The sequence below is a fragment of the Methylobacterium sp. CM6241 genome, from assembly GCF_054817845.1.
In genome coordinates this window covers 1,731,567-1,755,147 of sequence record NZ_CM139246.1, presented here as the reverse complement: position 1 = coordinate 1,755,147, position 23,581 = coordinate 1,731,567, and the positions used below count along the sequence as shown (strand labels likewise).

Here is a 23,581-nt window from a genome sequence, read left to right as displayed (position 1 = left end):
CCGAAAGGACGCCTTCTCCATGAGCGACGCTTCGCTGTCGAGCGTTCCACCCTGGCTCACCATCATCGGGATCGGCGAGGATGGGCGGGCGGGCCTGAGCCCCACCGCCGCAGCCGCCCTCGACGGGGCGGAGGTGGTCTATGGCGGAGCCCGCCATTTCGCCCTCGGTGCACCGCTGAGGGGTGAGACGCGGGTCTGGCCGCGCCCGATCTCCGACGCTTATCCTGGCCTCCTCGCTCGGCGCGGACGGCCCACCTGCATTCTCGCTACCGGCGACCCGTTCCATTTCGGCATCGGCGCAGAGATCGCGCGGCTGCTGCCTGCGGCCGAGATGTGTGTGTTCCCCCACCCCTCGGCATTCAGCCTCGCGGCGGCGCGCCTCGGCTGGCCGCTCGCCGAGACCACCTGCATCACCCTGCACGGGCGGGCATTGGAGCGGATCGTACCTCATCTCCAGCCCGGCGCCCGCATCCTCACCCTGACCTGGGACGAGACGACGCCGGAGACAGTTGCCACCCTACTTACGGAGCGTGGTTTCGGCGCCTCTCGCCTCGTCGTTCTCGAGGCCATGGGTGGCCCGCGTGAGCGCCGCCTCGAAGCAAGGGCCGATGCGTTCTCCCTCACTGGGATAGGTGCGCTCAACACCCTGGCGGTAGAGGTCGTGGCCGATGCCGATGCACGCGTCGTCAGCCTGAGCCCCGGCCTCGACGATGCCTGGTTCGAGAATGACGGCCAGCTCACCAAAGCCGATATTCGCGCCGTGACCCTCGCCGCCCTGCGCCCCCGCGCCGGCCATCGCCTCTGGGACATCGGCGCCGGAGCCGGCTCCATCTCCATCGAGTGGATGCTGCGCGGTTCCAGCCTGCGCTCGCTGGCCATCGAGGCGAACCCGGCCCGTGCGGCGCGGATCGCCCGCAACGCCGCCCGCCTCGGTGTACCGGACCTACGCGTGGTCGAGGGCGAGGCGCCCGCCGCCCTGGAAGGGCTCGAGCGGCCGGACGCGATCTTCATCGGCGGCGGCGTAACGCGGCCTGGCGTGCTCGACCACGCCGTCGACGCCCTCAGGCCCGGGGGCCGGCTGGTCGCCAACGTCGTCACCCTCGAGGGCGAGGCGGTCCTGCTTGGCGCCTTCGCCCGTCTCGGCGGACAGCTGAAGCGGCTATCGGTGGCCCATGCCGACCCGGTCGGCCATCTCCACGGCTGGCGCGCCGCAATGCCGGTGACGCAATGGGTGTGGACGAAGCGGTGACGGGCGGCTGGGCGGTGCCTGACGCGCTTCCCCTCCCCCTTGTGGGGAGGAGGGGCCCGCGACTTGTCTGACGATGATCCGGCCCTTCGAGATACGTGGGCAACCCGTCTCATCGTAGCCGGCATCGGCTTCCGGCACGGGGCCATGCCCGACGAGATCGTCGCCCTGATCCACCGCGCGCTTGCCGAAAGCGGCCATGAGCCGGACCGGCTCGGCGCGATCGCCACCGCTGAAGACCGCGCGAATGAACCGTCGATCGTCGAGGCCGCCGCTGTGTTCGGCCTCGTACCCGTCGGAAGGTCACCCGCCGAGATGATCGCCGTCGATGCGCGTGTACCGACCCGCTCGGGCCGGATCGAGGCGAGCCGAGGGGTCGGTTCGGTGGCGGAAGCCGCCGCGCTGGCTGCGGCCGGCGAGGGCGGAACCCTCATTCTGCCACGCATCGCGTCACCAGCGGTGACATGCGCCCTTGCGCTTCCCGCGTATTTCGCCACTCAGGCGGAATGACCGTACATTTCATCGGCGCCGGCCCCGGTGCGGCCGACCTCATCACGATCCGCGGGCGCGATCTCATCGCGCGCTGCCCCGTCTGCCTCTATGCCGGTTCGTTGGTGGCGCCGGAGATCCTGTCCTGGTGCCCGTCCGACGCCCGCATCGTCGACACCGCCCCCCTCGACCTCGACGCGATCGTGGCCGAGATCACCGCCGCGCACGAGGCCGGGAAGGATGTGGCGCGGCTGCATTCGGGCGACCTCTCGATCTGGAGCGCGCTGGCCGAACAGACCCGTAGGCTCGACCGGATCGGCATTCCCTACACGGTGACGCCGGGCGTGCCCTCCTTCGCCGCCGCCGCCGCCCTGCTCCGGCGCGAACTCACCGTGCCGGGCCTAGCCCAATCCGTGGTCCTCACCCGGACCTCCGGCCGCGCCAGCGCCATGCCTGAGCGCGAAACGCTCCAAGCCTTCGCCGCCACCGGCGCGACCCTGGCCCTGCACCTCTCCATCCACGTGATCGAGACCGTGGTGACCGAGCTCGTGCCGTTCTACGGGGCGGATTGCGCCGCCGCCGTGGTGTTCCGGGCCACCTGGCCGGACGAACGCGTCATCTCAGGTACCCTCGCGACCATCGCGGAGGATGTTCGCGCCGCCGGTCTCGAGCGGACGGCGCTGATCCTCGTCGGTCCGGCCCTCGCGGCCAGCGAGTTCCGCGAGAGCGCGCTCTACTCCACCGATTACGACCGGCGATTCCGTCCCACGGGGCAGCCGGCCCCCGGAGTCGAGTCATGACGAAGACGGACCGATCGCATCCGCCCGGCCTTCTCGTTGCCGCCCCACGGTCGAGCTCGGGCAAGACCACCGTGACGCTGGCATTGATGCGGGCGCTCGCCCGGCGCGGTCTCGCCGTGCGCGGCGCCAAATGCGGGCCGGACTATATCGACCCGGCCTTTCACCAGGCCGCCACGGGCTATCCCAGCGTCAATCTCGACAGCTTCGCCATGCCGGATGCCATGCTCGATTCAGTCGCGGCGATGGCGGGCCATGGCGCCGATATCGTCATCGCCGAAGGCTCCATGGGCCTGTTCGACGGCATCGTCGCCAGCGAGGGCCGGACCGGCGCCAATGCCGACATCGCCGCCCGCTACGGCTGGCCGGTACTCCTCGTCGTGGACGTCTCGGGTGCCGCCCAATCGGCAGCCGCCGTGGCGCTCGGCTGCGCCCGCTACGATCCCCGCCTCCGCATCGCCGGCGTCGTGCTGAACAAGGTCGCCAGCGCCCGCCATCGGCGTCTGGTCGAGGCCGGACTCGCGCGGGTCGGCATCCCGGTCCTCGGCGTGCTGATGCGCGATGCGAGCCTCGCCCTGCCCGAGCGTCATCTCGGCCTTGTGCAGGCCCGCGAAACGGGAGACCTCGCCGCGCGGCTCGACCGCCTCGCCGATCTGGCGGAGGCGAGCCTCGATCTCGACGCCATCTTCGCGGCGGCCGCGGGTCGTCTTCCGGAGGTATCGGACGCCGTCCTGCCCCCTCCCCCGGGACAGCGCATCGCCATCGCGTCGGATGAGGCCTTCTCGTTTCTCTATCCGCATATGGAGGCGGGCTGGCGCGCCGCCGGCGCCGAACTGGTCGCCTTCTCACCCCTTTCCAACGAGGCGCCCCCGGAGGGCTGCGACGCCTGCTGGCTACCGGGCGGATATCCTGAGCTTCATGCCGGGAAACTGGCAGCGGCGGGCCGGTTCCTGAACGGCCTCCGGAGCTTTGCCGAACGCAATCCCGTCCATGGCGAGTGCGGCGGCTACATGGTCCTCGGACGCAGCCTGGAAGACGCGGCCGGCGTCACGCATGCGATGGCGGATCTGCTTCCGGTCGCGACCTCCTACAAGGTGCGGCGACTGCATCTGGGCTACCGCGTGGCGACGCTCGTCGGCGACGGCGCCCTCGGAAGAGCGGGTTCACGCCTCGTTGGCCACGAGTTTCACTATGCCAGCGAGCTCACACCTCCACCGGGCGAAGACATCGCCTTAGCGGCGGTGACCGACGCGGAAGGCGTTTCGCAAGGGATGGCCGGCCACCGATGCGGTCACGTGTCCGGAAGTTTCTTCCATCTCATTGGATGATAGAAAAACGTTCAAACAGCGACGGGGAGCTCTGAACGTTTTCCCATCTTTGCTGCGGTCCGGACGAGTGCCAGAACATCACGCCGAAGCTGGTCGTCCTCAATGGACGCGTAGGCTTGAAGAAGCTCGATCGCCCCATGAGCGCTCAGGAAGCCGAACACTTCGGATTGCGTTCCGCCCGCATCGTCTTCCTCGAAGAACGCCGAGACCGGAACCTCCAGAAGGCGGGAAATCTCGCGGAGACGCCCGGCACCGACCCGGTTCTGCCCCTTTTCGTACTTCTGGACCTGTTGGAACGTTACGCCAACGGCGGTTCCGAGCGCGGTCTGGCTCAGGCCGCGGGCCTTACGCAAGGCGGTGATTCGCAACCCAACTAGGCGGTCGACGTCGGTGGTTTGCTTGGGCATCATCACTCGTTTCAGTGCTCAATACGGTCTTGGCCGGCTGTTTCGATCCCCAACCAAGTCGCCATCTGCCACGCGACTCATTCGGAAGGGTTAAGGGTCACACGAATGTGAGGCTATCATCTTCACGGTCCGCCCCGGGAGGGCCGGCAATGTCCTGGAACATCCAAAGAACACCATCGGTACGATAGGATCAAGCATGCGCGAAAACAGCTTGACCACAAATGAGGCAAGGATGGCAAGAGTGACCGCAAATTTGCCCATGCAAACGACGGCCGCCCAGTGAAGCCCCGACGCAAACGAAATGAATCCGCTCTTCTAACTCATGATGCCAATGACGCAAAAAGTACTATTTAGATGAAAATTAATCGTTTTCATATTATTTTTTAATCCGCCTCTTAAGGCCTAGGATAGCACCCCAGGCGGCCGGTCGACCCTCGGACTGGCCTGACGAAGAAGGTCCTCGATGTTCATCGCTATGAATCGATTCAAGGTCGTCCCCGACGCAACGGAAGAATTCGAACAGGTCTGGCTCGGACGTGATAGCCAACTTGGCGAAATGGAAGGCTTCGTAGAGTTCCAGCTGCTTCGCGGCCCAGCCTATGAAGACCATGTCCTTTATGCATCCCATACCGTTTGGGCCTCCAAATCGGCTTTTGAAGCCTGGACCCGGTCAGAGCAGTTTCGAAAGGCGCATAGCCGGGCACCCTCGACGAAACCTCTCTATCTCGGCCATCCCCAATTCGAGGGCTTCGAGCCCATCCAGACCTTGGCAAAGACAGAGGGCGAATCCTCGTCCCGGACACATCCGGAAACCACTGCCTGATCGCCCTCCCTCGCCGCTGGATCCTCTGGCTCACGCGGTCCAAAGTATATGGTGCACCACCACGCGACGGGTAGGTCCGCCAGACCTTGCATACACCTCATTCGCTTCGCCAGGGTAAAGCTGCACCGCGCGGCAGGCGCTGCAATCGCCTGCCGGCCCATCTGTATCGGCGGCAATCCGCTTTCGGGGCTGCGCGAGTTGGTCCTGCCGTCGACAAAGCGGTCTTCCGGCTTCGCAAGATGAGTTTTTTACTTGGAAGCCGCCGTTCATGTCGATGAGACCACCCAAATGCCGGATCGGCGCGAGGGAAATATCGAGGCCGAGCGAGCCTCGGTCGCACGACAATTCCTCAAGTGACCCCCCCTCCGGGCGAGGCGGCAGTTCCGGCACGACGCCACCGGGTCCGAGCTTTGCGGACCTGGCAGAGATAAGGTTGGCCGGACGGGATACTGACCCGTTCTGGCACGATCCTGGTCTCCCTTCGGTACACGGCGTCCCAGATGTTCCAGCAACGTCTTCCCGAAATCTACGAGAGCCTGCCCTCGGCTCAGAGCGCCCGGCGTGATGCCTGGGCGGCGGTCCTTCCGCGACGGTGGGGAGGTACGCTCCGGTTCGGCCTGTCCATGGCGTTAGCCGCCTCCGACCTCGCGGCGATCATCGTCACCGCCTATCTGGTGGAGGCGATCTACTACGAGTTCGCGTTCGACCAGCAGATCACCACGGGAATGACCGGGAGCTTCCAGCTGGGGGCCCTGGTGGCCGTCTTCGTACTTCTGACCAATCTCGTTCGCGACGAGTACAGGATCGAGACTCAGCTCACCCAAGGCCCCCATCGCCGCCGCATGGCGAGCCTCTGGCTGGCCGCCTGGGCGATCGTTCTCGTCGTCGGCTTCGCGACCAAGACCACGACCGAGTTCTCGCGCGCCACGGCCATCGGTTTCTTCCTGGCCGGTCTGCCGGCCCTCTACCTATCCCGTCTCGTCGTCGTGGGCCTGATCCGGCAGACCACGAGCCCGAGCTCGCCGTCGATTAATCGCATCCATCTCGTTGGCTTCGAAGATGACATCGCCAGCTTCCACGCCAATAACGACGCGGAAGCCCTGAACCTGCGCGTGGTCGGAACCAGCTACCTCCGGCGGGTCGATCCACGCGAGGACGCGTCGGTGCGCCAGAGCCAGATGGCGGAGGATCTCGACCTCGCGGTGTCGGTGGTGCGCTTCCTGCGGCCCGACGACGTCTTCATCCTGGTTCCCTGGACGGATGCGGCGGATATCGAGCGTTGCACCGAGGCGTTCCTGCGCGTGCCGGCCGCCCTCCACCTACGTCCCGGCTCGGTGATGGACCGTTTCCCTGATCTCAAGCTCGCGCGGGTCGGGCGGCTGTCGGGCATCAATATCGGGCGCCGGCCGCTCAGCTTCACCGAGATCGCTTTGAAGCGCGGCCTCGACATGGTCCTCGCCGCCATTGCGCTGCTCCTGCTTGCACCGCTGCTGGCGTCCATTGCCCTGCTGATCAAGCTCGACAGCCCCGGGCCGGTCTTCTTCCGCCAGCGCCGTTACGGCTTCAACCAGCAGGCGTTCGGCGTGTTCAAGTTCCGCAGTATGAAGACGGAGCAGAACGCCGTCTTCCGACAGGCGACCCGCCACGATTCACGGATCACCCGGATCGGCGCCATCCTTCGCCGGACGAACCTCGATGAATTGCCCCAGCTCATCAATGTCCTGATGGGGGAGATGTCCCTGGTGGGTCCGCGTCCTCACGCCCTCGCCCACGATCGCAGCTTCGAGCGGCGGATCGCCCAATATGCCCGTCGCCACAACGTGATGCCCGGCATCACCGGCTGGGCACAGGTGAACGGTCTGCGCGGCGAGACCCTGACCGATCTCGACATGGAGCGCCGCGTGAACCACGACCTGCATTACATCGACAATTGGTCGGTCTGGCTCGACATCCAGATCATGATCCAGACGGTCGTCTCGCGCAGGGCCTATCGCAACGCCCGCTGAGCCCCATGCATCGGGTCGCTATGGGCTCGGCTCACGACCGGAGCAGGAACCGCATTCGCCCTCGACTTCGAGAATCCGGCTCGAGGGCTTGAAGCCGGCCTTCGCCAAAGTCCTGTCGAGCTGGTCGTCCACTTCCGGCGAGGTCGTCTCGTCGATGCTGCCGCAGGTCCGGCAGATCAGGAAGACGAGCCCGGCACCGTCCCCGTGCTGGTGGCCGCAGGAGACGAAAGCGTTGCGGCTGGCGATGCGGTGGACGAGGCCGTTCTCGGTGAGGAAATCGAGGGCACGGTACACCGAGACCGCGGCGACCCGGCGCCCCTGCCCGCTGAGACGCTCCGCGATGTCATAGGCACCGAGCGGCTTCGCCTCGGACGCCACCGCCTCGAGGACGTCCCGCCGCAGCCGCGTGAATTGCAGGTCGCGCTCGACGCAGAGACGCTCCGCCCGTGCGAGCGTGTCTGTGGCATTGCCGCAGCAGGCGGCATGCTCGTGGACGGCACTATGGTCGTGCACGCCATCCTCCCCTGATCGCCGGTCGATATGGTCCGGCACGTTGAACTGATGCGATGTTACAGTGTATCAGCACCAGAGATAGTTCGCCGCCCCCGTTCGGACAAATCTGGCCCTTTCCTGGTACCCGAACCGCTGTGACGCGTCCTCCCCAGATCAAACCCTCCCCCCGTCGTTCCCTGTTCCAGGCCGGGGCCGCCTCGCGACTGGTCCTCGCCGCGATCCTGTCCGGGCTGGTCTGGGGGGCGATCGTCTGGGCCATGGGATAACGATGACACACGCCCCCGCTCCGCCCGGCGCCATCGCCTTGCGTGGTTTGACGCTCGGCTACGATCGCCATCCCGCCGTGCATCATCTGGACGGGATTATTCCCGCCGGAGCCCTCCTCGCGCTTGTCGGTCCCAACGGCGCGGGAAAATCGACCCTGCTCAAAGGGATCGTCGGTGAAATCCGCTGCCTCGACGGACGGATCGACCGGCCCGGTGGTACCGATGCCATCGCCTACCTGCCTCAGGCCGGCGAGATCGACCGCAGCTTTCCGTTGAGCGTCCTCGATCTGGTGGCGATGGGACGCTGGCGGCGCCTCGGCTTCTGGCGCAGCGCGCTGCCCGATCGTCAGGTCCTGGTCCGTGCCCTCGCTGCCGTGGGCCTCCTCGGCTTCGAGGACCGGCTGATCGGCACCCTGTCGGGCGGCCAGTTCCAGCGCGCCCTGTTCGCGCGCCTCATCGTCCAAGACGCTCGCATCATCCTCCTCGACGAGCCGTTCACCGGGATCGACGGGCGCACCACGGCCGATCTGATCGCCCTGATCCGCGGATGGCATGGGGAGGGCCGCACCATCGTCGCGGCCCTGCACGACCTGCATCAGGTCAAGGCACATTTTCCAACGACGCTGCTACTGGCCCGCGAGCCGGTGGCCTGGGGCGCCACGGAGACGGTGCTGACCCGGGAGAATCTCGCGCGCGCGCAGGCCCTGTCCGAGGCCTGGGACGAGGACGCCGCCATCTGCGGGCGCGGCGACGGGCATCACCACGCACCACCCCCTTCCGAAGGCGGGGACCTGCATGATCACGCTCACGATCATCCCCATGGTCACGCGCACGATCATCGTCACGACCACGGACACTCCGCGTGATCGATCTCCTGTTTGGTCCCTTCATCGAGTTCGGCTTCATGCGCCGGGCGCTGGCCGGCTGCTTCGCCCTCTCTCTGTCGGCCCCGCCGGTCGGGGTTTTCCTCATGCTGCGGCGCATGAGCCTGATGAGCGACGCCATGAGCCACGCGATCCTGCCGGGGGCGGCGGTGGGCTTCCTCGTTGCCGGCCTGTCCCTGCCGGCCATGACCATCGGGGGCCTCGCCGCCGGTCTGTTCGTGGCACTGCTCGCCGGCATCGTCACCCGGACGACCTCGATCAAGGAAGATGCGAGTCTCGCCGCCTTCTACCTGATCTCCCTGGCGGCCGGCGTATTGCTCGTCTCCCTGCGCGGCTCGCAGATCGATCTCCTGCACATCCTGTTCGGGACGGTTCTGGCCCTCGACGACCCGGCGCTGCTGCTTCTGGGCGGGATCGCTACGGCGACGCTGTTCGCCCTCGCCGCGCTCTACCGCCCCCTCGTCATGGAATGTGTCGACCCGCTGTTCCTGCGCACTGTCAGCCGTGCCGGCGGGCCGGTGCATTACGCCTTCCTCGGCCTCGTGGTGATGAACCTCGTGGGAGGCTTCCAGGCGCTTGGGACATTGCTCGCGGTGGGGCTGATGCTGCTGCCCGCCATCACCGCGCGGTTCTGGGCCGCCGACCTGTCGGGCCTGATCCCCATGGCGATGCTGGTGGCGATGGTGTCGAGCTTCGCGGGCCTCACCGCCTCGTATCGCGCCGACCTTCCGACCGGCCCGGCGATCGTCCTGGCGGCGGGAAGCCTCTACCTCGCCTCGCTCCTGTTCGGACCGAGAGGCGGCCTCGTCTGGCGCCTGTTCAAGCCGCGCCACCTCGAAGGCTAGCACCGGACCTCGATGAGCCCGACTCATCGAGGTCCGCCCGCGCGACTGCGCGGCGGCGGCCGTCCGCCGGACCTCCCTGATCCCGACCATGGGTCGGGGTCAGGGATACCTGGTCAAAGTCTACACGCTGAAGAGGCTCATGAGGCCCGAGACGATAGCGTAGACGAAGCCGGCGTTCAGAAGCACGCCGACGGCACCGACGCCGAGACCCATGACGACCAGCAGGCCATCCCGCTCGACGAGGCCAAGGCCGACGAGGCAAATGGCCAGACCGAGGGGGATCTGTCCCACAAGAGGCGCCGCCACCACGAGGGCGAGCGACAGGGTGAGGAGGATCAGCCCTACCGTCCGCATGCCGAGGCCGGTCTCGAACAGGCTCATGCGCGGACGCGACCAGCGTTCCAGGCGCCGGAGCAGCGGCACCGCTCGCTTGGCGGCCCGCTCAACGTCGCTCCGGGCGATCGAGCGGCTTAGGAGGGCGCGGGGCAGCCAAGGCGACGACATCCCCGCCGTGATCTGAACGGCCACGAGCAACAGCAGCAGGCCGCAGACCAGGGGGATCGGCGGGGGCATCGGCAGGCAATTTGGCAGGCCGAGGATGACGATGAGCAGGGCGAAGGCACGGTCCTTCAGCACCGCGACGATGTCGCCGATGGTCAAGCGATCCGTCTCCTGTGCCGCGAGCACCGTGAGAACTTCGGACGTTCGAGCAGCTGGTGACAAGAAACTCGGCCTTTGGCGACGGTCCTGCCGCGGGCTCTATCCTAGTCCCCGCCCGACGCCAACCGAATCAGCTTTGACCTCCATGCGGCATCGCGGGTCCACCATTGCCAATACGGACGGAACACACCGGCAGATCGAACACGGACGCCCCACAACCTAAAATCAACAAAATACATCCTGAAGTTTTATCAAATAGAACAAAAGCAAAACGGCGCTTGTTCGCGAATCGTCTTGGGCGGTCTACGCGCACGACCCAAAGTCCAATATTCACGAACCAGTACAACTTCTCATAGGATGTCGTACACTTTTCCTCCGGTAATACGGAGCGAGAAGGGACGTGGGACGACCGGCCAGATCGACGAGACGATCACTGCATTCGGCTCGTCCGATACTCATGTGCTGCGCCGCACTCTGCTGTGGCCTTGTCTCGAACCCGGCTCAAGCGGAAGAGGGCTCGATCTCGGCACTGATCTTCGGCAGCCTCGATGCCGGAGCATCCTCCTTCATCACGGCGGGCGCGAAGATCACGTTCGACGGGCGCGATCGGGACGGCTTCGCTATCCTCGCGAGCGGCGGCGCAGGGGCGAGGGCCGAACGCGGCCCGACGATACGGGGCATTTCCACGGATCAGACCCGCCTTATGGCGCTCGGAGCTGTGCTTGCCGGATACCAATGGTTCCGCGATTGGGGCGTGGTCGCCGCTTTCGCTGGTCCGGAGGGAAGCATCGAAGTGGAGCGGAACGTCGTCGGCACGCTGGTTCTGCCCGACCGCTACGGCATCAGGCTGCACGGGGAGGTCTGGGCGCGGCCGACGCAAACCACTCTTCTCACCGCCACTGCGATCCTCGGCTCGACGCGCCAGAGCGCCTGGGGCCGGCTCGCCTGGGGGCATGGCCTATGGGGGACCTATCTCGGCCCAGAGGCTGCCTTCTATCTGGATGGAAGCGGCTACTCGAAGTTCGGGATCGGTGTCCACGCCACCGACTTTCGCATCGGCGACGTGAGTTTCCGCGCCTCGCTCGGCTACCAGACCGAAACCGATGGCGGGGGAAGCCCCTATATCACCCTGGCCGTCTGGCAGCCCTGGTGAGATTCAGGGCGGGGCGGGACGCATCTCCGGGCCGGCCAGGAAGCGGGCCGCGTCAGTCGCGATCTCCTCCCGTCGCTGCTCGCCCAATCCGTCGAGGGTACGGTAGGGCATCGCCATCCTCGGGTTTCCCGCTAGGCGATCCGCGTTCTCGATGAGGAAGTTCCAGTAGAGGTAGTTGAACGGGCAGGCACTTTCGCCGGACTTGGCAGCGACGTCGTAGGTGCAGCCCCGGCAGTAATCCGACATCCGGTTGATGTAGGCGCCCGAGGCCGCATACGGTTTCGAGCCCATGACGCCGCCATCCGCCCACAGGACCATGCCGTGGACGTTGGGCAATTCCACCCATTCGTAGGCATCGGCATAGACCACGAGATACCATTCCTCCACCTGCGCCGGTTCGATCCCGGCCAGCAGGGCGAAATTGCCAGTCACCATCAGCCGCTGGATGTGATGGGCGTAGGCATGGGCCCGCGTATCGGCGACGCATTGCGCGAGGCAGTTCATGCGCGTCTCGCCCGACCAGTAGAACCAGGGCAGATCACGCTTGGCGCCGAGGGTGTTGGTCTCGGCATAGGCCGGCATCCTGGCCCAGTAGAGCCCCCGAACGTATTCGCGCCATCCCAGGATCTGGCGGATGAAGCCCTCGACGCAGTTGAGCGGCGCTGCCCCCTCGTCATAGGCGCGGGCCGCTTCCCGGCAGACCTCCCCCGCCGTGAGTAGGCCCGCATTCAGTGCCGGCGAGATCAGCGCATGGTAGAGAAACGGCGCGCCCGACTTCATCGCATCCTGGTAGTCGCCGAAACGCGGAAGACACTCGGCCAGGAAGTGCTTCAGAGCGACGATGGCGTCGGCGCGGGTGACGGGCCAGCGGAAGGCATCGAGATCGCCGAAATGCCCGGCGAACCTGTCCGCAACCAGGGCGATGACCTCGGACGTGATCGCATCGGGCGCGAAGCCCGGGCGTTCCGGGGGGCGGTGCCCGCGTGGCAATTTCTTCCGATTGTCGTGGTCGAAGTTCCACTGGCCGCCGATCGGCTCACCGTCCTTCATCAGGAGGCCGGTGCGCTTTCTCATGCCGCGATAGAACGTCTCCATCCGCAGGGCGTGCCGTCCCTCGGCCCAGCGCGCGAAATCCGAGCGCGGGCAGAGGAAACGGTTGTCCTCGCGAAGCTCGACGGGCATCGGCAGGTCATCACGCCATCCCTGCATCATCTCCCAGACGCGCCACTCGCCGGGCTCGGTGACGACGATCCTGTCGGGTTCGTGCCGCGCGACCGCTCGCTGGAGTTCTCCGGTGAACGAGCCGGTATTGTCCGGCGCATCAAGGCGCACATAGTCGACGGTGATGCCCTCGGCCTCCAGATCGGCCGCGAAATGGCGCATCGCCGAGAACAGGAAAGCGATCTTCTGCTTGTGGTGGTGGACATAGGTCGCCTCCTCCCACACCTCGACCATGAGAACGATGTCGGAGTGCGGGTCGAGATCGGTGAGCGAGGAAACGCGGCGGTGAAGCTGATCGCCGAGGACGAAGCGGAGCGTGCGTTGGCGGGTCACCCCTTCGTACGCAGGGCCGAGCGGCCGCCATCCGCGCCGATGATCTGACCGGTGATCCACCCGGCTTCCGCCGAGACGAGGAAGGCGGCGAGCGCACCGATATCGTCCGGCGTGCCCAGGCGCTGGAGGGCGTGCATGGATGCGATCCCGGCGGCCAGCGTCTCGTTGCCGGTGATCGCGGCGGCGAGTGGCGTGCGCGTCAGCGAGGGGGCGACGACGTTGATCCGGATCTGAGGGCTGAGTTCGGCGGCGAGGGACAGGGCGAGACCCTCGACTGCCCCCTTCGCCATGGCGACCGAGGCATGGGCCGGAAAGCCCTGTGCCACCGCCACGGTGGAGAACAGGACGACGCCCGCCCCTGCCTCGCCTGCACCAGCTTTCAGCGCCGGCGCCGCGGCCTGGAGAGCGAGAAGTGCGCCGAGGGCGTTGAGCTTGAAATCCGTCACCGCGTCGTCGGCGGTCAGCTTCGCCAGCGGCTTCAGGTTGATCGTCCCGACCGCGTAGACGAGGCCTGCGAGCGAACCGCCCGCTTCCTGCGTCACCGTGGTGAAATGGGCGGGGTCAGTGACGTCGCCGGCCGTGAAGGTCGTGTCCCCCAGGCGGGCGGCGGCGTCTTCGAGGCGCTGGGGATCCCGTGCTGCGAGATGGAGCGGGATACCGCGCTTACGCAGGGCCTGCGCCGTGGCCATGCCGATGCCGCCGGTTCCGCCGTAGATCACAACCCGGTTCATGACCGCTCCCATTCCCTGCCGGATCGGTTAGGTAAGGCGGATCATGCTGCCGTGGAGCCTGTGAGGCCCCATCCGTAGAGTCGCACGTCTCGCAACCACGCCCCGGGGATGTTCATGAAGTTTGCCTTCGCCGGCATCGATTTCCTCGGAGGCGTTTTCGAAGCGCTGGTGGAAGCCGGATGGACTCCGATCAAGCTGTTCACCCGGCCCTGCGACGGGCTCTACGATCACAACGAGGCGGTCGTGGCCCAGAGCCGCCGACATCGCATCCCGATGCAGCTTTCCCGGATCAAGCTCGCGGATCTCGATACCCTGACGCAGACCCACGGGACGGACTGGGCCTTGGTGGTGGCCGGTTACCCCTGGCTTATCAAGGGCTGGCGCAACCGGGCCGCCTACGCCCTGAACTTCCATCCCTCGCCCCTGCCGGTGGGGCGCGGCCCCTATCCCCTGTTCAAGGCGATCACCGATGCACGCGACAGCTGGGGCGTGACGGCGCATGTGCTGGCCGAGGAGGGGTTCGATACCGGCGACATCCTCGCGCAGGAGACCTTCGCGATGGCGCCGCAGGAGACCCATGAGACCCTGTTGGCCCGATGCCAGATCGCCGCCCGGCGGCTCGCCTCGGGACCGATCGCGCGTGACCTGCCGGCGCGCTGGCAGGCGGCCCAGCCCCAGGGCGAAGGCTCCTACTGGGCCCGTGCCACCGATGCGGACAGGACCCTCGATTTCCGTACCGACGTCGAGGCGATCCTGCGGCGGATGCGGGCCTTCGGCACCATCGAGACCATTGCGCGGCTGGGCGACAACTCCATCTTCGTGGCGGCGGCGGAGGGCTGGCGCGAGCCGCACCGCCATGCGCCGGGAACGATCGTCCACCGTTACCGCCGCCACGTGGTGATCGCCGCGCGCGACGGCTTCATCCAGATCACCCGCTGGAGCCCGGTCGCCGTCGCGGATGTCGGGCAACTCGGGCGATAGGACAAAATTCCTATGCCGCGCATGCGCAAGAAGGCGGATCTGCCCACCAAGGTCTGCGCCGCCTGCGGCAAGCCCTTCGCCTGGCGCAAGAAATGGGAACGTGTCTGGGACGAGGTCCGCTACTGTTCCGACCGGTGCCGGAACGAGGCGAAGCGGTCGGGCAAGGCCTCCTGATCAAGCACCGCCGGCAGCGAACAGGGCGGCCTGCGTATCGATGTCGAAGGTGACGGCGGCATCCATCTCCCATTCGACGACGTCTGTCCGCGCCGCGAGGAGACGTCCGGCACCCTGATCACCGGTGAGCGAGGCCAAGTCTGGCGCGAGGAGCGCGCGATTCAACAGAACCGGGTTTCCGCGCACGCCGCGATGGACCGGGACAATGGCGGCGGGCACCGGATCGGCAGCCAGGAAGGCGGCGGCCAGGGTGGCGAGGTGGGACGGCCGGACACGCGGCATGTCCCCCAGCATCACGATGAGTCCGGCGGGCTCCGGCAGGGCGTCGAGCCCGCACCGCAGGGAGGTCGACATCCCGTCCGCATAGGCCGGGTTGTCGATGAACCGCAGGTCGAGGCCGGCGAGCGCCTGCCGGATTGCTGCGCCATGCGCGCCAATTACGACCGCCACGGGCCCGAGTTTCGCCGCGACCGCTGACTCGGCCGCGTGGCGCACGAGTGGCTTGCCGTCGAGGGTGCCGAGCATCTTCGACGCTCCGCCGAAACGCGTCCCCCGCCCGGCGGCGAGGACGACGATGCCGATCCGATCAGGCATCGTCCGCCATGCCCTCGTCCAGCGCGCTTTCCTCGCCTGATCTAGGCTGCGGACGGGACACGATCTCCATGAGCAGGCCTCCGACACCGAGCCCGACGATATCGGCCCGGCTGACGACGAGGCCGGCGAGAAGGCGGTGGAGAATCCAGTCGAACCCGTTCTCGGCGGGCGAGCGCGCGCATCCCGGCGCACCGATGACCGGGACGTCGCCGATACGGCCGACCAGAAGCAGGTTGCCGGGATCGACGGGCATGCCGAAATGCTCCACCTCACCGCCCGCCGCCTCGATACCGGCGGGGATGACGTCGCGCCGGTCGGCGATGGCCGAAGCGCCGAACACCACGACGAGATCAGCCTCGTCGCGGGCGATGGTCTGGCGAAGGGCGGCGGCCATGGCGCCAGCCTCGTGCGACACCCGGATATCCGCGACGATCCCGGCCCCGGTCGGCGCCAGCCGGCGCTCGAGGTTGCGCAGGGTCTTGGCGATGGTGGTCTCCTTCAGCCCCGGCAACAGGGTCGAGACGACGCCGACCCGGCGACGGGGATAGGGGATGACCGTCAGTGCCTCGGGCGTCGCGATCCCACACGCGCGCTCAAGGGCGGAAGCCGAGACGGCGTAGGGGATGATCTTGACGGTCGCCACCATCTCGCCGGGGATGACAGGCCGGAAAGGCGGCAGGGTCGCCAGCGTGATCGCCTCGTCCACCCCGTTCACGGCGTCGATGACGGCGCGGTCGATCATCAGAAGGCCCGGCACCTCCGCGTGGAGATTGCAGCGTCCCGTGAAAGCGGGACTTGCCGAAAGGCCAGCCCCCGCGACCCGGCCGGCGAGGCGGGCGGCGGCCTCGTCCTCGCCGACATCGCCCGCCTCCAGGGTCACCGCCACCACACTGTCGAGGCCGGCCTCACCGAGACGGCGCGCATCCTCACTCCCGATCGGCCGCCCCTTGCGGACGATCACATCGTCGGCCCGCAGAGTATGGGCCGCGATGAGCCCCGCGGCTTGCGAGATCGCGACCGAACCGAACTTCAAGCGGGAACTCCGGGTTTGGTAGCGCGCGGATCGGCGCCGCGCAGGGTGGAGACGACCTGCGCCAGGATGGAGACGGCGATCTCGGCCGGGCTCACGGCACCGATATCGAGGCCGATCGGCGCCTCGATCCGCCCGATCTGTTCCGACGAGAACCCCGCCTGCGACAAGCGTTCGACCCGCGCGGAATGGGTCTTTCGCGAGCCGAGGGCGCCCACATAGAAGCACTCGGCCTTCAGGGCCGCGATCAGCGCGGGATCGTCGATCTTCGGATCGTGGGTCAGGGCGGCGACGGCACAATAGCGGTCGAGGGGCGGCACGGGGCCTGCGAGGGCTTCGTCCGGCCAGAGCGGCACGAGGGAAACCTCAGGAAAACGCTCGGGCGTGGCGAAGGCCGTTCGCGGGTCGATGACGCTTACCGAAAGGTCGATCGCCGCCGCCATCGGGCACAAAGCCTGACTGATATGCACTGCCCCGATGAGGACGAGCCGGACCTTGGGAGCCTGGACGGTGAGGAAGAGCTGCCGCCCCTCCACCTCGACGAGGCCGCTCTTTCCCGAGGCGAGGCGCCGCGCCAGGATGTCGGCGAGGGGATCGGCCGGGATCTCGGCCTCGCGGACCACACGCTGGCTGCCGTCATCGAGGTCGGTGACGAGCAGCGCGGCGCGGCGCGCGGCGCGCTCGACATTGAGGGCACGGAGAGAATCGAGTTGCATGGCGCTGCTTCAGTCGATGCGTTCGACGAAGACGCGGATGCGCCCGCCGCAGGACAATCCCACCCGCCAAGCGGTCTCGTCGGCAACGCCGAACTCGATCACCCGCGGCCGTCCATCGGAGATGGCATCCAGTGCCTCGGTGATGACGGCCCCCTCGACGCAGCCGCCAGAGACCGAGCCGAGGAAGTTTCCGCCCTCGTCGACGACGAGGTGGCTGCCGACCGGGCGAGGCGCGGAGCCCCAGGTCTCGACGACGGTGGCAAGCGCCACGCCGCGCCCGCTACGGCGCCACGACTCGGCCGCGTTGAGGATATCGGTTTCGGTGGAGAGCATGGGACACTCCGCGCGCTGCGCGTCTTCGAGCATGACGGCACTCACGCAACGCCGCCTCGGGGAGATAAGCTCCGGCGCGGATGGCACAATGCGGAGGCGAAGCCCATGCCATGCCTGCCGGACGTCCCATCTCCGAAACGTGCGGACAAGCACGGAGGAGGCGTCTCGTCGCCGGGGCGCACGCGCGCTTCAAGCCGCGCCAAATCCGCTGGCGCGCGCTATGAAGATCGGGCCCTCTACTCGCCAATCCTCCGGGCCCCATTCCATGAGACCCTTTCTCCCCTCGGCCGCCGTAGCGATCCTCGCTGTGCTTGCCCTCTCACCCTCCGGCGCCGTGGCGCAGAGCGCCGCGCAGGCGCCGATCCGGATCGGGCTCTCGCTTCCCCTGACCGGGCCTGACGCCGCCTTCGGGCAGGGCCTCCGGGCCGGGGCCGAACAAGCGGTGGCGGATCTCAACCGCGCGACGGGAGCCTCGGGCCGGAAACTTGCTCTCGTCGTTGCCGACGATGCCGGCGACGGCAAGCAGGGGCTGGCCGTCGCGCGGAAATTCGCCGCCGATCGCGTGCCCCTCGTTATCGGGCCGCTGAATGCCGCCGTGGCCGCATCGGCGCTGCCGGTCTACGAGGAAGCGGGGATCGTCGCCGTGACGGTCGGCATCGCCTGGCCCGCCTTGACCACGCGTGGGGCCTGGAACGTCTTCCGCCTCGGTGGCAGCGATGCGGAGCAGGGGCCGATCGCGGCGGGCTATCTTCTCGAGCGTTTCAGAGGGCGGCGTATCGGCCTCGTCCATGACAGGAGCACGTTCGGTCGGGGTCTCGTCGACGACGTCGCTCGCAGTCTCAAAACGAATGGACAGGCGGAGACCGCCTTCGAGAGCCTCGGCCGCGGCGACAAGGATCTCTCCGCCCTCGTCGCCCGCCTGAAGCGCGCCCGGATCGAGGTCGTTTATTTCGGTGGCCTTGCGCCGGAAGCGGGGCTGCTGATCCGTTCCCTGCGCGAAGCGGGTCTGGCCATTCCCCTCGTCGGCAGCGATGGACTGCTCGACAAGGAGTTCGCCGCCGGGGCCGGTCCCGGCGCCGAGGGGACCGTGATGACCCTTGCCCCCGAACCGCGAAAGCTGCCGGAGCCCAAGGGAGCGGCGGCCAAGCCGAGGAGTCCGGAGGCCGACATGGTCGCGGCGCAGGGCTATGCCGCCGTCGAGATCCTCAGACAGGCCGTCGAGCAAGCCAAATCCAATGAGGGCCGCAAAGTTGCGGCGTTCCTCCATGGCGGTACGCCGCTGAAGACCGCCCTTGGCGAAGTCGCATTCGACGATAAAGGCCAGACCAAAGCGCCCGGCTACCAGCTGCAGATCTGGAAGAAGACCCCCGACGGCCGTATCGACTACGCCGGCAATGTCGTGACGCCCTGATCCGGGCGAAAAGTGGCGCCTTGTCGCCAACCCGATGAGGCAGCTGTCGCCTCGGATTGGGACGAGCCGAGAGGATGACCGGGCAGTTGAAGCACCAACGAAGATTTCCCGGTCTCGGGACAGGATGTGCTTTTCTGTCGACGGGATACCGTTCACGGCGGTAAAAGCTTGCTTACGGAACGCGCGAACATTATGTCTCGCCGACGCTCGCCGGTGTTGCGCATCCGATGGGATCGGACCCGCCGCCCGCAGCGTTTTGCCGAACGGCTATGTTTTTGGTGTCCCGGAATGCCCCGTTCTGGCGTTCCGGCTGGAGAGTGTGGATGGCGAAAGAAGAGTTGATGCAGTTCGACGGTCTCGTGATCGAGATCCTGCCGGACGCACGCTACCGCGTGCAGCTCGACCAGGGCCACGAGATCGTGGCCTACACGGCCGGCAAGATGAAGAAGAACCGCATCAAGACTCTGGCGGGCGACCGTGTCACCGTCGAGATGTCGCCCTACGATCTCGAGAAGGGCCGCCTCGTGTTCCGTCACAAGGACGAGCGTTCCTCCGGTCCGCGCCCGCCGATCCGCGGCCAGTTCCGCCGCCGCTGAGCAAGAGCGCTGTCGGATATCTTGTCTGTCCGCTAGGGACCGAGGATCTTCACGAAGGCAGCGCCAGCGCCAAAGAACGCGGCTCCGGCAGCCATGCCGGACAAAGCGATCTGCCAGGGCGCGAGCATGCGGTCGCGATCCAGCTTCAATGCTTCGGCCGTGAGTTTCTTCTGCTCGGCGACGAATTTCTCACTCTCTTCGCGCGCTCGCCGAATGCGGCCGAGCTGCTCTTCGAGATCGGGCGTCAGCGGGCTTACGGCGTCGACCATCCGATTACTCCTTCATCACGCGACTACCCGATAAACATCGTCGCAGCACCAGCGCGGATCAAGCCGCGATGGTGTGTTCAGCATCTACTTTCCGAACCGCTCGAATTTCGGGAAGCTCCGGGTCATCAGCGTGCCGGCCTCGGCCCGGTGGCCCATCCACTTCTCCAGCAGCGCCGCATTGGCGAGCCGCTCCTGACCGGCGCTGTCGCGCCAGGGCAGGCCCTCGGCCAGGGTGAAGACATGGGCGTCGGTGAGCGTGCTCTGGCGGCAACGCTGCAGGCGCACCCCCTTGCCGCGCGACAGTTCCGGCAATTCAGAGAGCGGGAAGACCAGCAATAGCCGGTCGGCACTGCAGACGGCGACATGATCGCCGCTGCTGGCAGGCACGAGCAGCATGGCCTGGGCCGGCTCATCGAGCCCCATGATGCCCTTGCCCTTGCGGGTATTGGCCACCAGCGCGTCGGCGGGGGCCAGGAAACCGCGCCCATCCGAGCCCGCGATCAGGAGCTTGCCACCCGGCTGATACGGCAGGGCGGCGACGATCTCGGCGCCGTCGTCGAAATCCACCATCAAGCGGATCGGGTCACCGAAGCCGCGTCCGCCCGGAAGCTTCGCCGCTTCCAGGGTGAACACCTTGCCGTTGGAGGCCAGGACCAGGATCTTGGCCGTGGTCTCGCTGAGGAACGAGATCTTGAGCGCGTCGTCGCCCTTGAAGGCGACGCCCGACAGATCGGCCACATGCCCCTTGAGGGCGCGGATCCAGCCCTTGGCCGAGACGATGACGGTGATCGGCTCGCGCTCCACCATGGCGGAGGTGAAATCGATCCCGGCGGTGTCGGGCGGGTTCTCCAGGGTGGTGCGACGGGCTCCGATCTTGGTCTCGGGCCCGAAGGTCTTCTTCACCGCCCGGATCTGCTTGGTGATGTCCGACCATTGCATCTTCTCGGAGCCGAGCAGTTCCTCGATCCCGTCCTTCTCCTTGGTCAGCGTATCGAGTTCGCGCTTGAGCTCCATCTCCTCCAGCTTGCGCAACGAGCGCAGGCGCGTGTCGAGGATGGCGTTGGCCTGGAGTTCGGTGAGTTCGAACCGCTTCATCAGGGACGGTTTCGGCTCGTCCTCCTCACGGATGATGCGGATCACCTCGTCGAGATCGAGATAGACGATGAGAAGGCCGCCGAGGATTTCGAGGCGGCGTTCGATCTGCCCAAGGCGGTGGCGTGAGCGGCGTTGGAGGACGAGGCGGCGATGGTCGAGCCATTCGCGCAGAGCCTCGGCCAGCCCGATCACGCGCGGGACGAGACCACCCACCAGGACGTTCATGTTGAGGGGGATGCGGGCTTCGAGCTCGGTGAGCCGGAACACGGATTCCATGAGGATCACCGGGTCGACGCTGCGCGAGCGCGGCTCCAGCACGACACGGACGTCCTCCGCCGATTCATCGCGCACGTCGGCCAGCAGCGGCAGCTTCTTCTCCTGCAGCAGCTCGGCCAGCTTCTCGATGAGCCGGGCCTTGGGAATGCCGTAGGGGATCTCGGTGACGACGATGTTCCAGGTGCCGCGCCCGGTATCCTCCTTCGCCCAGCGCGCCCGCACGCGAAAACCGCCGCGCCCGGTACGGTAGGCCTCGGCGATCGACTCGGCACTGTCGATCAGAATGCCGCCGGTGGGGAAATCCGGCCCTTTCACGAAGGTGAGGAGCTGGGCCGAGGTCGCCTCGCGATGGCCGATGAGATAGAGGGCCGCGTCGCAGAGTTCGGCCGCGTTGTGCGGCGGGATCGAGGTGGCCATGCCCACCGCGATGCCCTGGGAGCCGTTGGCGAGCAGGTTCGGAAAGGCCGCCGGCAGGACGATGGGCTCGTCCTTCTCGCCATTGTAGGACGGCCGGAAATCGACCGTGTCCTCGTCGATCCCGTCGAGGAGCAGGCGCGCCACCTCCGTCAGCCGCGCCTCGGTGTAGCGATAGGCGGCGGGGCCATCGCCGTCGATATTGCCGAAATTGCCCTGGCCATCCACCAGCGGATAGCGCTGCGCGAAATCCTGTGAGAGGCGCACCAGCGCATCGTAGATCGCCTGGTCGCCGTGCGGATGGAAATCGCCCATCACGTCGCCGACGATCTTCGCGCATTTCTTGAACGCCGTGTTGGGGTCCAGGCGCAGGAGCCGCATGCCGTAGAGGATGCGCCGATGGACCGGCTTGAGGCCGTCGCGGGCATCGGGCAACGCGCGGTTCATGATGGTGGAAAGCGCATAGGCGAAGTAGCGCTCTTCGAGCGCCGACTTCAGTTCGACGCTCTCGATACCGTCGGATCCCGACGGTGGATCGAAGGGCTGGCCCATGACGAACTCCCGGGCCGGACATGGCCCATATCAGAACATAACGAGAACGGAACTTAATCGCTCTGCGTCCCCAACGCAACGAATCGCGCCCGCTCCGCCGGAGGGGCCATGGCGCGGGGTCCCCAGATGTGCTGGTCGAGGAAATACCCCGTCAAGGTAAATCCATTGGCTACATCCCTCTCGTCCGGCGGGATGGAGCCGCCCCGGCCCTTCTCCCGCTCGAGAAGGAAGCCCGGCAGCGCCAGCAGCCTGTCCCGGAAGGGCTCCCCGGCCGAGGCGCTGACAGCCCGCCCGGTCCTCGGCGAGACGTAGACCAGCGCATCGTTGCCGCCCGTGGCCGCGCAGGCGGTGAGATCGAGGCCGAAGCCGAGTTCGGCCAGGATCGCGAGTTCGAACCGTACCATCAGGAGGGGGGCGATCACGCGGTCGTCGAGATGGGCGATGAGCACGCGGGCCGCCTCGTAGAGAGCGGAATGGGAATCGCGCTCGGGCAGCAGACGGAGAAGCGCCGCCATATGGGTCACGCCGTAGAGGGCGAGCCCCGAGCCCATGAGCCGCGCCGCCGAAGATTCGAGGGGCTCCACCGCGAAGGCGCCGAGGCTCTCGTCGAGACGCGCGCGCCAGGTGAGGCGAACGTGGTTGCCGGTCTGGAGCACCGGCTGCATCCGCCGCGAACGCCCCCCATGGACGAGGCCGAGATGGCGACCGTGGCACGCGGTCATGACTTCGAGGACGATTCCCGTCTCGCCCTGCTTGCGCAGCCCCAGCACCACGCCGTCATCGGTCCATTGCATGGCCCTCTCATTAAGGCGTGGCGGATGCGTTGGAAACGGGCCGACGGCATCGAGAAACGCGCTGGATTGTGGTGATCCATATATTCCCGCGCAGCGTGTCAAACGCTACGCTTCGGGTTCCGCCGTTAGGTGCTCCCTCGCATGGTACTCTCCCGACATGGCATCGCCCGTAACGGCCCGTTGCTGCCGCGATCCATGGTCGCCATCGCGGCGATGGCATTCCTGACCCTCACGCTCGCTGGATGCGGGCGGCGCGAACCGACTCCCGCTGCCCTTGCCAGCTTCACCATGCGCGAGCGGGTGGCCGCCCTGGCCCTTCGCCAGAGCGGCTTCGGTTCGATCTCGGTGATCCCGGTCCGTTTCGAGCATAGCCGCATCGCGGGACCGTTCCAGGATGACGGACGCACGCTCTACTGTGTGTCCGCCAGGATGATGGGCCGCCGCTTCCGCAAGGGCGAGAAGGCCAAGGTCGTCATTCGGGAGGAGGCCGGCAAGCTCAGCATCCTCGATGATGTCGAGGAGGTCTGCGAGGGCCACCGGACGGAGCCGTTCAAGGAGCTGGAGGCGCTGGGGAATGTGAGGGGTTGACGACCATCCCGCACCGGACGGGTTGCCCGGACAGACCGGTGATGCTCCGATACCAA

Annotated in this window: 27 protein-coding genes; 15 read left to right on the top strand and 12 right to left on the bottom strand. The window is 67.0% G+C overall.

Annotated features, from left to right (window positions below; all coding sequences use genetic code 11):
- Positions 1–19 precede the first annotated feature (19 nt).
- The 4 genes from cbiE (at position 20) to ACYQR9_RS08100 (ending at position 3,860) form a co-directional block, all read left to right on the top strand.
- On the top strand, positions 20–1,249 hold the full coding sequence (cbiE, locus tag ACYQR9_RS08115) for a precorrin-6y C5,15-methyltransferase (decarboxylating) subunit CbiE (RefSeq protein ID WP_461229282.1): 1,230 nt from the start codon (positions 20–22) through the stop codon (positions 1,247–1,249).
- A 63-nt stretch (positions 1,250–1,312) separates the two neighbouring features.
- Entirely contained in the window at positions 1,313–1,756 is a 444-nt protein-coding gene (locus tag ACYQR9_RS08110) for a cobalamin biosynthesis protein (protein WP_461229281.1), read from the top strand.
- Positions 1,753–2,535 (top strand): precorrin-4 C(11)-methyltransferase, encoded by a 783-nt coding sequence (gene cobM / locus ACYQR9_RS08105; RefSeq protein WP_207410150.1) that lies wholly within the window; start codon positions 1,753–1,755, stop codon positions 2,533–2,535. The genes ACYQR9_RS08110 and cobM overlap by 4 nt, the downstream gene beginning before the upstream one ends.
- The gene (locus ACYQR9_RS08100; RefSeq protein ID WP_461229280.1) at positions 2,532–3,860 is read left to right on the top strand and encodes a cobyrinate a,c-diamide synthase; all 1,329 of its coding nucleotides are present in this window, start codon (positions 2,532–2,534) and stop codon (positions 3,858–3,860) included. Before cobM ends, ACYQR9_RS08100 begins: the two co-directional genes overlap by 4 nt.
- Positions 3,861–3,871: 11 nt before the next feature.
- Here the strand turns inward: ACYQR9_RS08100 and ACYQR9_RS08095 are convergent, their stop codons facing one another.
- Positions 3,872–4,270, bottom strand: coding sequence for a helix-turn-helix domain-containing protein (locus tag ACYQR9_RS08095; protein ID WP_056431861.1), 399 nt, complete (start codon positions 4,268–4,270; stop codon positions 3,872–3,874).
- A 460-nt stretch (positions 4,271–4,730) separates the two neighbouring features.
- On the opposite strand from ACYQR9_RS08095, the gene ACYQR9_RS08090 reads away from it, so the two are divergent.
- Both ACYQR9_RS08090 and ACYQR9_RS08085 read left to right on the top strand, forming a co-directional pair.
- Positions 4,731–5,090 (top strand): antibiotic biosynthesis monooxygenase family protein, encoded by a 360-nt coding sequence (locus ACYQR9_RS08090; RefSeq protein WP_461229279.1) that lies wholly within the window; start codon positions 4,731–4,733, stop codon positions 5,088–5,090.
- Between the two features lie 500 nt (positions 5,091–5,590).
- The gene (locus tag ACYQR9_RS08085; RefSeq protein ID WP_246747704.1) at positions 5,591–7,096 is read left to right on the top strand and encodes an exopolysaccharide biosynthesis polyprenyl glycosylphosphotransferase; all 1,506 of its coding nucleotides are present in this window, start codon (positions 5,591–5,593) and stop codon (positions 7,094–7,096) included.
- An 18-nt stretch (positions 7,097–7,114) separates the two neighbouring features.
- Here the strand turns inward: ACYQR9_RS08085 and ACYQR9_RS08080 are convergent, their stop codons facing one another.
- A complete protein-coding gene (locus ACYQR9_RS08080; protein WP_461229278.1) occupies positions 7,115–7,609 on the bottom strand; it encodes a Fur family transcriptional regulator in 495 nt (164 codons plus the stop codon).
- Positions 7,610–7,743: 134 nt separating this feature from the next.
- Here ACYQR9_RS08080 and ACYQR9_RS08075 point away from each other — a divergent pair, with 134 nt between their 5' ends.
- From ACYQR9_RS08075 to ACYQR9_RS08065, 3 genes are read left to right on the top strand one after another with little or no spacing between them, the layout of a single operon-like run.
- On the top strand, positions 7,744–7,875 hold the full coding sequence (locus ACYQR9_RS08075; protein ID WP_280136573.1) for a hypothetical protein: 132 nt from the start codon (positions 7,744–7,746) through the stop codon (positions 7,873–7,875).
- Between the two features lie 2 nt (positions 7,876–7,877).
- Positions 7,878–8,741 carry a metal ABC transporter ATP-binding protein gene (locus tag ACYQR9_RS08070; RefSeq protein ID WP_461229277.1) on the top strand — a complete coding sequence of 288 codons (864 nt, stop codon included), beginning with the start codon at positions 7,878–7,880 and terminating at the stop codon, positions 8,739–8,741.
- Positions 8,742–8,779: 38 nt separating this feature from the next.
- Positions 8,780–9,604 (top strand): metal ABC transporter permease, encoded by an 825-nt coding sequence (locus tag ACYQR9_RS08065; protein ID WP_461229756.1) that lies wholly within the window; start codon positions 8,780–8,782, stop codon positions 9,602–9,604.
- A 120-nt stretch (positions 9,605–9,724) separates the two neighbouring features.
- Here ACYQR9_RS08065 and ACYQR9_RS08060 read toward each other — a convergent pair whose 3' ends face one another.
- Entirely contained in the window at positions 9,725–10,327 is a 603-nt protein-coding gene (locus tag ACYQR9_RS08060) for an exopolysaccharide biosynthesis protein (RefSeq protein WP_280136572.1), read from the bottom strand.
- Between the two features lie 394 nt (positions 10,328–10,721).
- Between ACYQR9_RS08060 and bcsS the strand changes: the two genes are divergently transcribed.
- A complete protein-coding gene (gene bcsS / locus ACYQR9_RS08055) occupies positions 10,722–11,417 on the top strand; it encodes a cellulose biosynthesis protein BcsS (protein WP_461229276.1) in 696 nt (231 codons plus the stop codon).
- Positions 11,418–11,420: 3 nt separating this feature from the next.
- Here the strand turns inward: bcsS and ACYQR9_RS08050 are convergent, their stop codons facing one another.
- Both ACYQR9_RS08050 and ACYQR9_RS08045 read right to left on the bottom strand, forming a co-directional pair.
- Positions 11,421–12,971 carry a cryptochrome/photolyase family protein gene (locus ACYQR9_RS08050; RefSeq protein WP_461229275.1) on the bottom strand — a complete coding sequence of 517 codons (1,551 nt, stop codon included), beginning with the start codon at positions 12,969–12,971 and terminating at the stop codon, positions 11,421–11,423.
- Positions 12,968–13,702: an SDR family NAD(P)-dependent oxidoreductase gene (locus ACYQR9_RS08045; protein WP_311274238.1), complete on the bottom strand. Its 735-nt coding sequence runs from the start codon at positions 13,700–13,702 to the stop codon at positions 12,968–12,970. Before ACYQR9_RS08045 ends, ACYQR9_RS08050 begins: the two co-directional genes overlap by 4 nt.
- Before the next feature lie 114 nt (positions 13,703–13,816).
- On the opposite strand from ACYQR9_RS08045, the gene ACYQR9_RS08040 reads away from it, so the two are divergent.
- Positions 13,817–14,683, top strand: a complete 867-nt coding sequence (locus tag ACYQR9_RS08040) for a formyltransferase family protein (RefSeq protein ID WP_461229274.1) — start codon at positions 13,817–13,819, stop codon at positions 14,681–14,683.
- Between the two features lie 12 nt (positions 14,684–14,695).
- Positions 14,696–14,857, top strand: coding sequence for a DUF2256 domain-containing protein (locus ACYQR9_RS08035; RefSeq protein WP_419951096.1), 162 nt, complete (start codon positions 14,696–14,698; stop codon positions 14,855–14,857).
- Here ACYQR9_RS08035 and ACYQR9_RS08030 read toward each other — a convergent pair whose 3' ends face one another.
- Genes ACYQR9_RS08030 through ACYQR9_RS08015 form a run of 4 tightly spaced genes read right to left on the bottom strand, consistent with a single transcriptional unit; the run spans position 14,858 to position 17,530 of the window.
- Positions 14,858–15,451 carry a nucleotidyltransferase family protein gene (locus ACYQR9_RS08030; RefSeq protein WP_461229273.1) on the bottom strand — a complete coding sequence of 198 codons (594 nt, stop codon included), beginning with the start codon at positions 15,449–15,451 and terminating at the stop codon, positions 14,858–14,860.
- The gene (locus tag ACYQR9_RS08025; protein ID WP_461229272.1) at positions 15,444–16,484 is read right to left on the bottom strand and encodes a molybdopterin-binding protein; all 1,041 of its coding nucleotides are present in this window, start codon (positions 16,482–16,484) and stop codon (positions 15,444–15,446) included. Before ACYQR9_RS08025 ends, ACYQR9_RS08030 begins: the two co-directional genes overlap by 8 nt.
- Positions 16,481–17,197 (bottom strand): XdhC family protein, encoded by a 717-nt coding sequence (locus ACYQR9_RS08020; RefSeq protein ID WP_461229271.1) that lies wholly within the window; start codon positions 17,195–17,197, stop codon positions 16,481–16,483. The genes ACYQR9_RS08025 and ACYQR9_RS08020 overlap by 4 nt, the downstream gene beginning before the upstream one ends.
- A gap of 9 nt (positions 17,198–17,206) precedes the next feature.
- A complete protein-coding gene (locus ACYQR9_RS08015) occupies positions 17,207–17,530 on the bottom strand; it encodes an XdhC family protein (RefSeq protein WP_056432390.1) in 324 nt (107 codons plus the stop codon).
- Positions 17,531–17,795: 265 nt separating this feature from the next.
- Here ACYQR9_RS08015 and ACYQR9_RS08010 point away from each other — a divergent pair, with 265 nt between their 5' ends.
- Positions 17,796–18,941: a branched-chain amino acid ABC transporter substrate-binding protein gene (locus tag ACYQR9_RS08010; protein WP_461229270.1), complete on the top strand. Its 1,146-nt coding sequence runs from the start codon at positions 17,796–17,798 to the stop codon at positions 18,939–18,941.
- A gap of 323 nt (positions 18,942–19,264) precedes the next feature.
- Positions 19,265–19,537 (top strand): translation initiation factor IF-1, encoded by a 273-nt coding sequence (infA, locus tag ACYQR9_RS08005; protein ID WP_018045296.1) that lies wholly within the window; start codon positions 19,265–19,267, stop codon positions 19,535–19,537.
- A gap of 32 nt (positions 19,538–19,569) precedes the next feature.
- Here the strand turns inward: infA and ACYQR9_RS08000 are convergent, their stop codons facing one another.
- The 3 genes from ACYQR9_RS08000 to recO all read right to left on the bottom strand — a co-directional run bounded on the left by ACYQR9_RS08000 (position 19,570) and on the right by recO (position 22,937).
- Positions 19,570–19,806, bottom strand: a complete 237-nt coding sequence (locus tag ACYQR9_RS08000) for a hypothetical protein (RefSeq protein WP_461229269.1) — start codon at positions 19,804–19,806, stop codon at positions 19,570–19,572.
- 84 nt (positions 19,807–19,890) lie between these two features.
- A complete protein-coding gene (gene parC, locus ACYQR9_RS07995) occupies positions 19,891–22,143 on the bottom strand; it encodes a DNA topoisomerase IV subunit A (protein WP_461229268.1) in 2,253 nt (750 codons plus the stop codon).
- 53 nt (positions 22,144–22,196) lie between these two features.
- Positions 22,197–22,937 carry a DNA repair protein RecO gene (recO, locus tag ACYQR9_RS07990; protein WP_461229267.1) on the bottom strand — a complete coding sequence of 247 codons (741 nt, stop codon included), beginning with the start codon at positions 22,935–22,937 and terminating at the stop codon, positions 22,197–22,199.
- A gap of 195 nt (positions 22,938–23,132) precedes the next feature.
- Between recO and ACYQR9_RS07985 the strand changes: the two genes are divergently transcribed.
- Positions 23,133–23,525 carry a hypothetical protein gene (locus tag ACYQR9_RS07985; protein ID WP_461229755.1) on the top strand — a complete coding sequence of 131 codons (393 nt, stop codon included), beginning with the start codon at positions 23,133–23,135 and terminating at the stop codon, positions 23,523–23,525.
- Positions 23,526–23,581 lie beyond the last annotated feature (56 nt).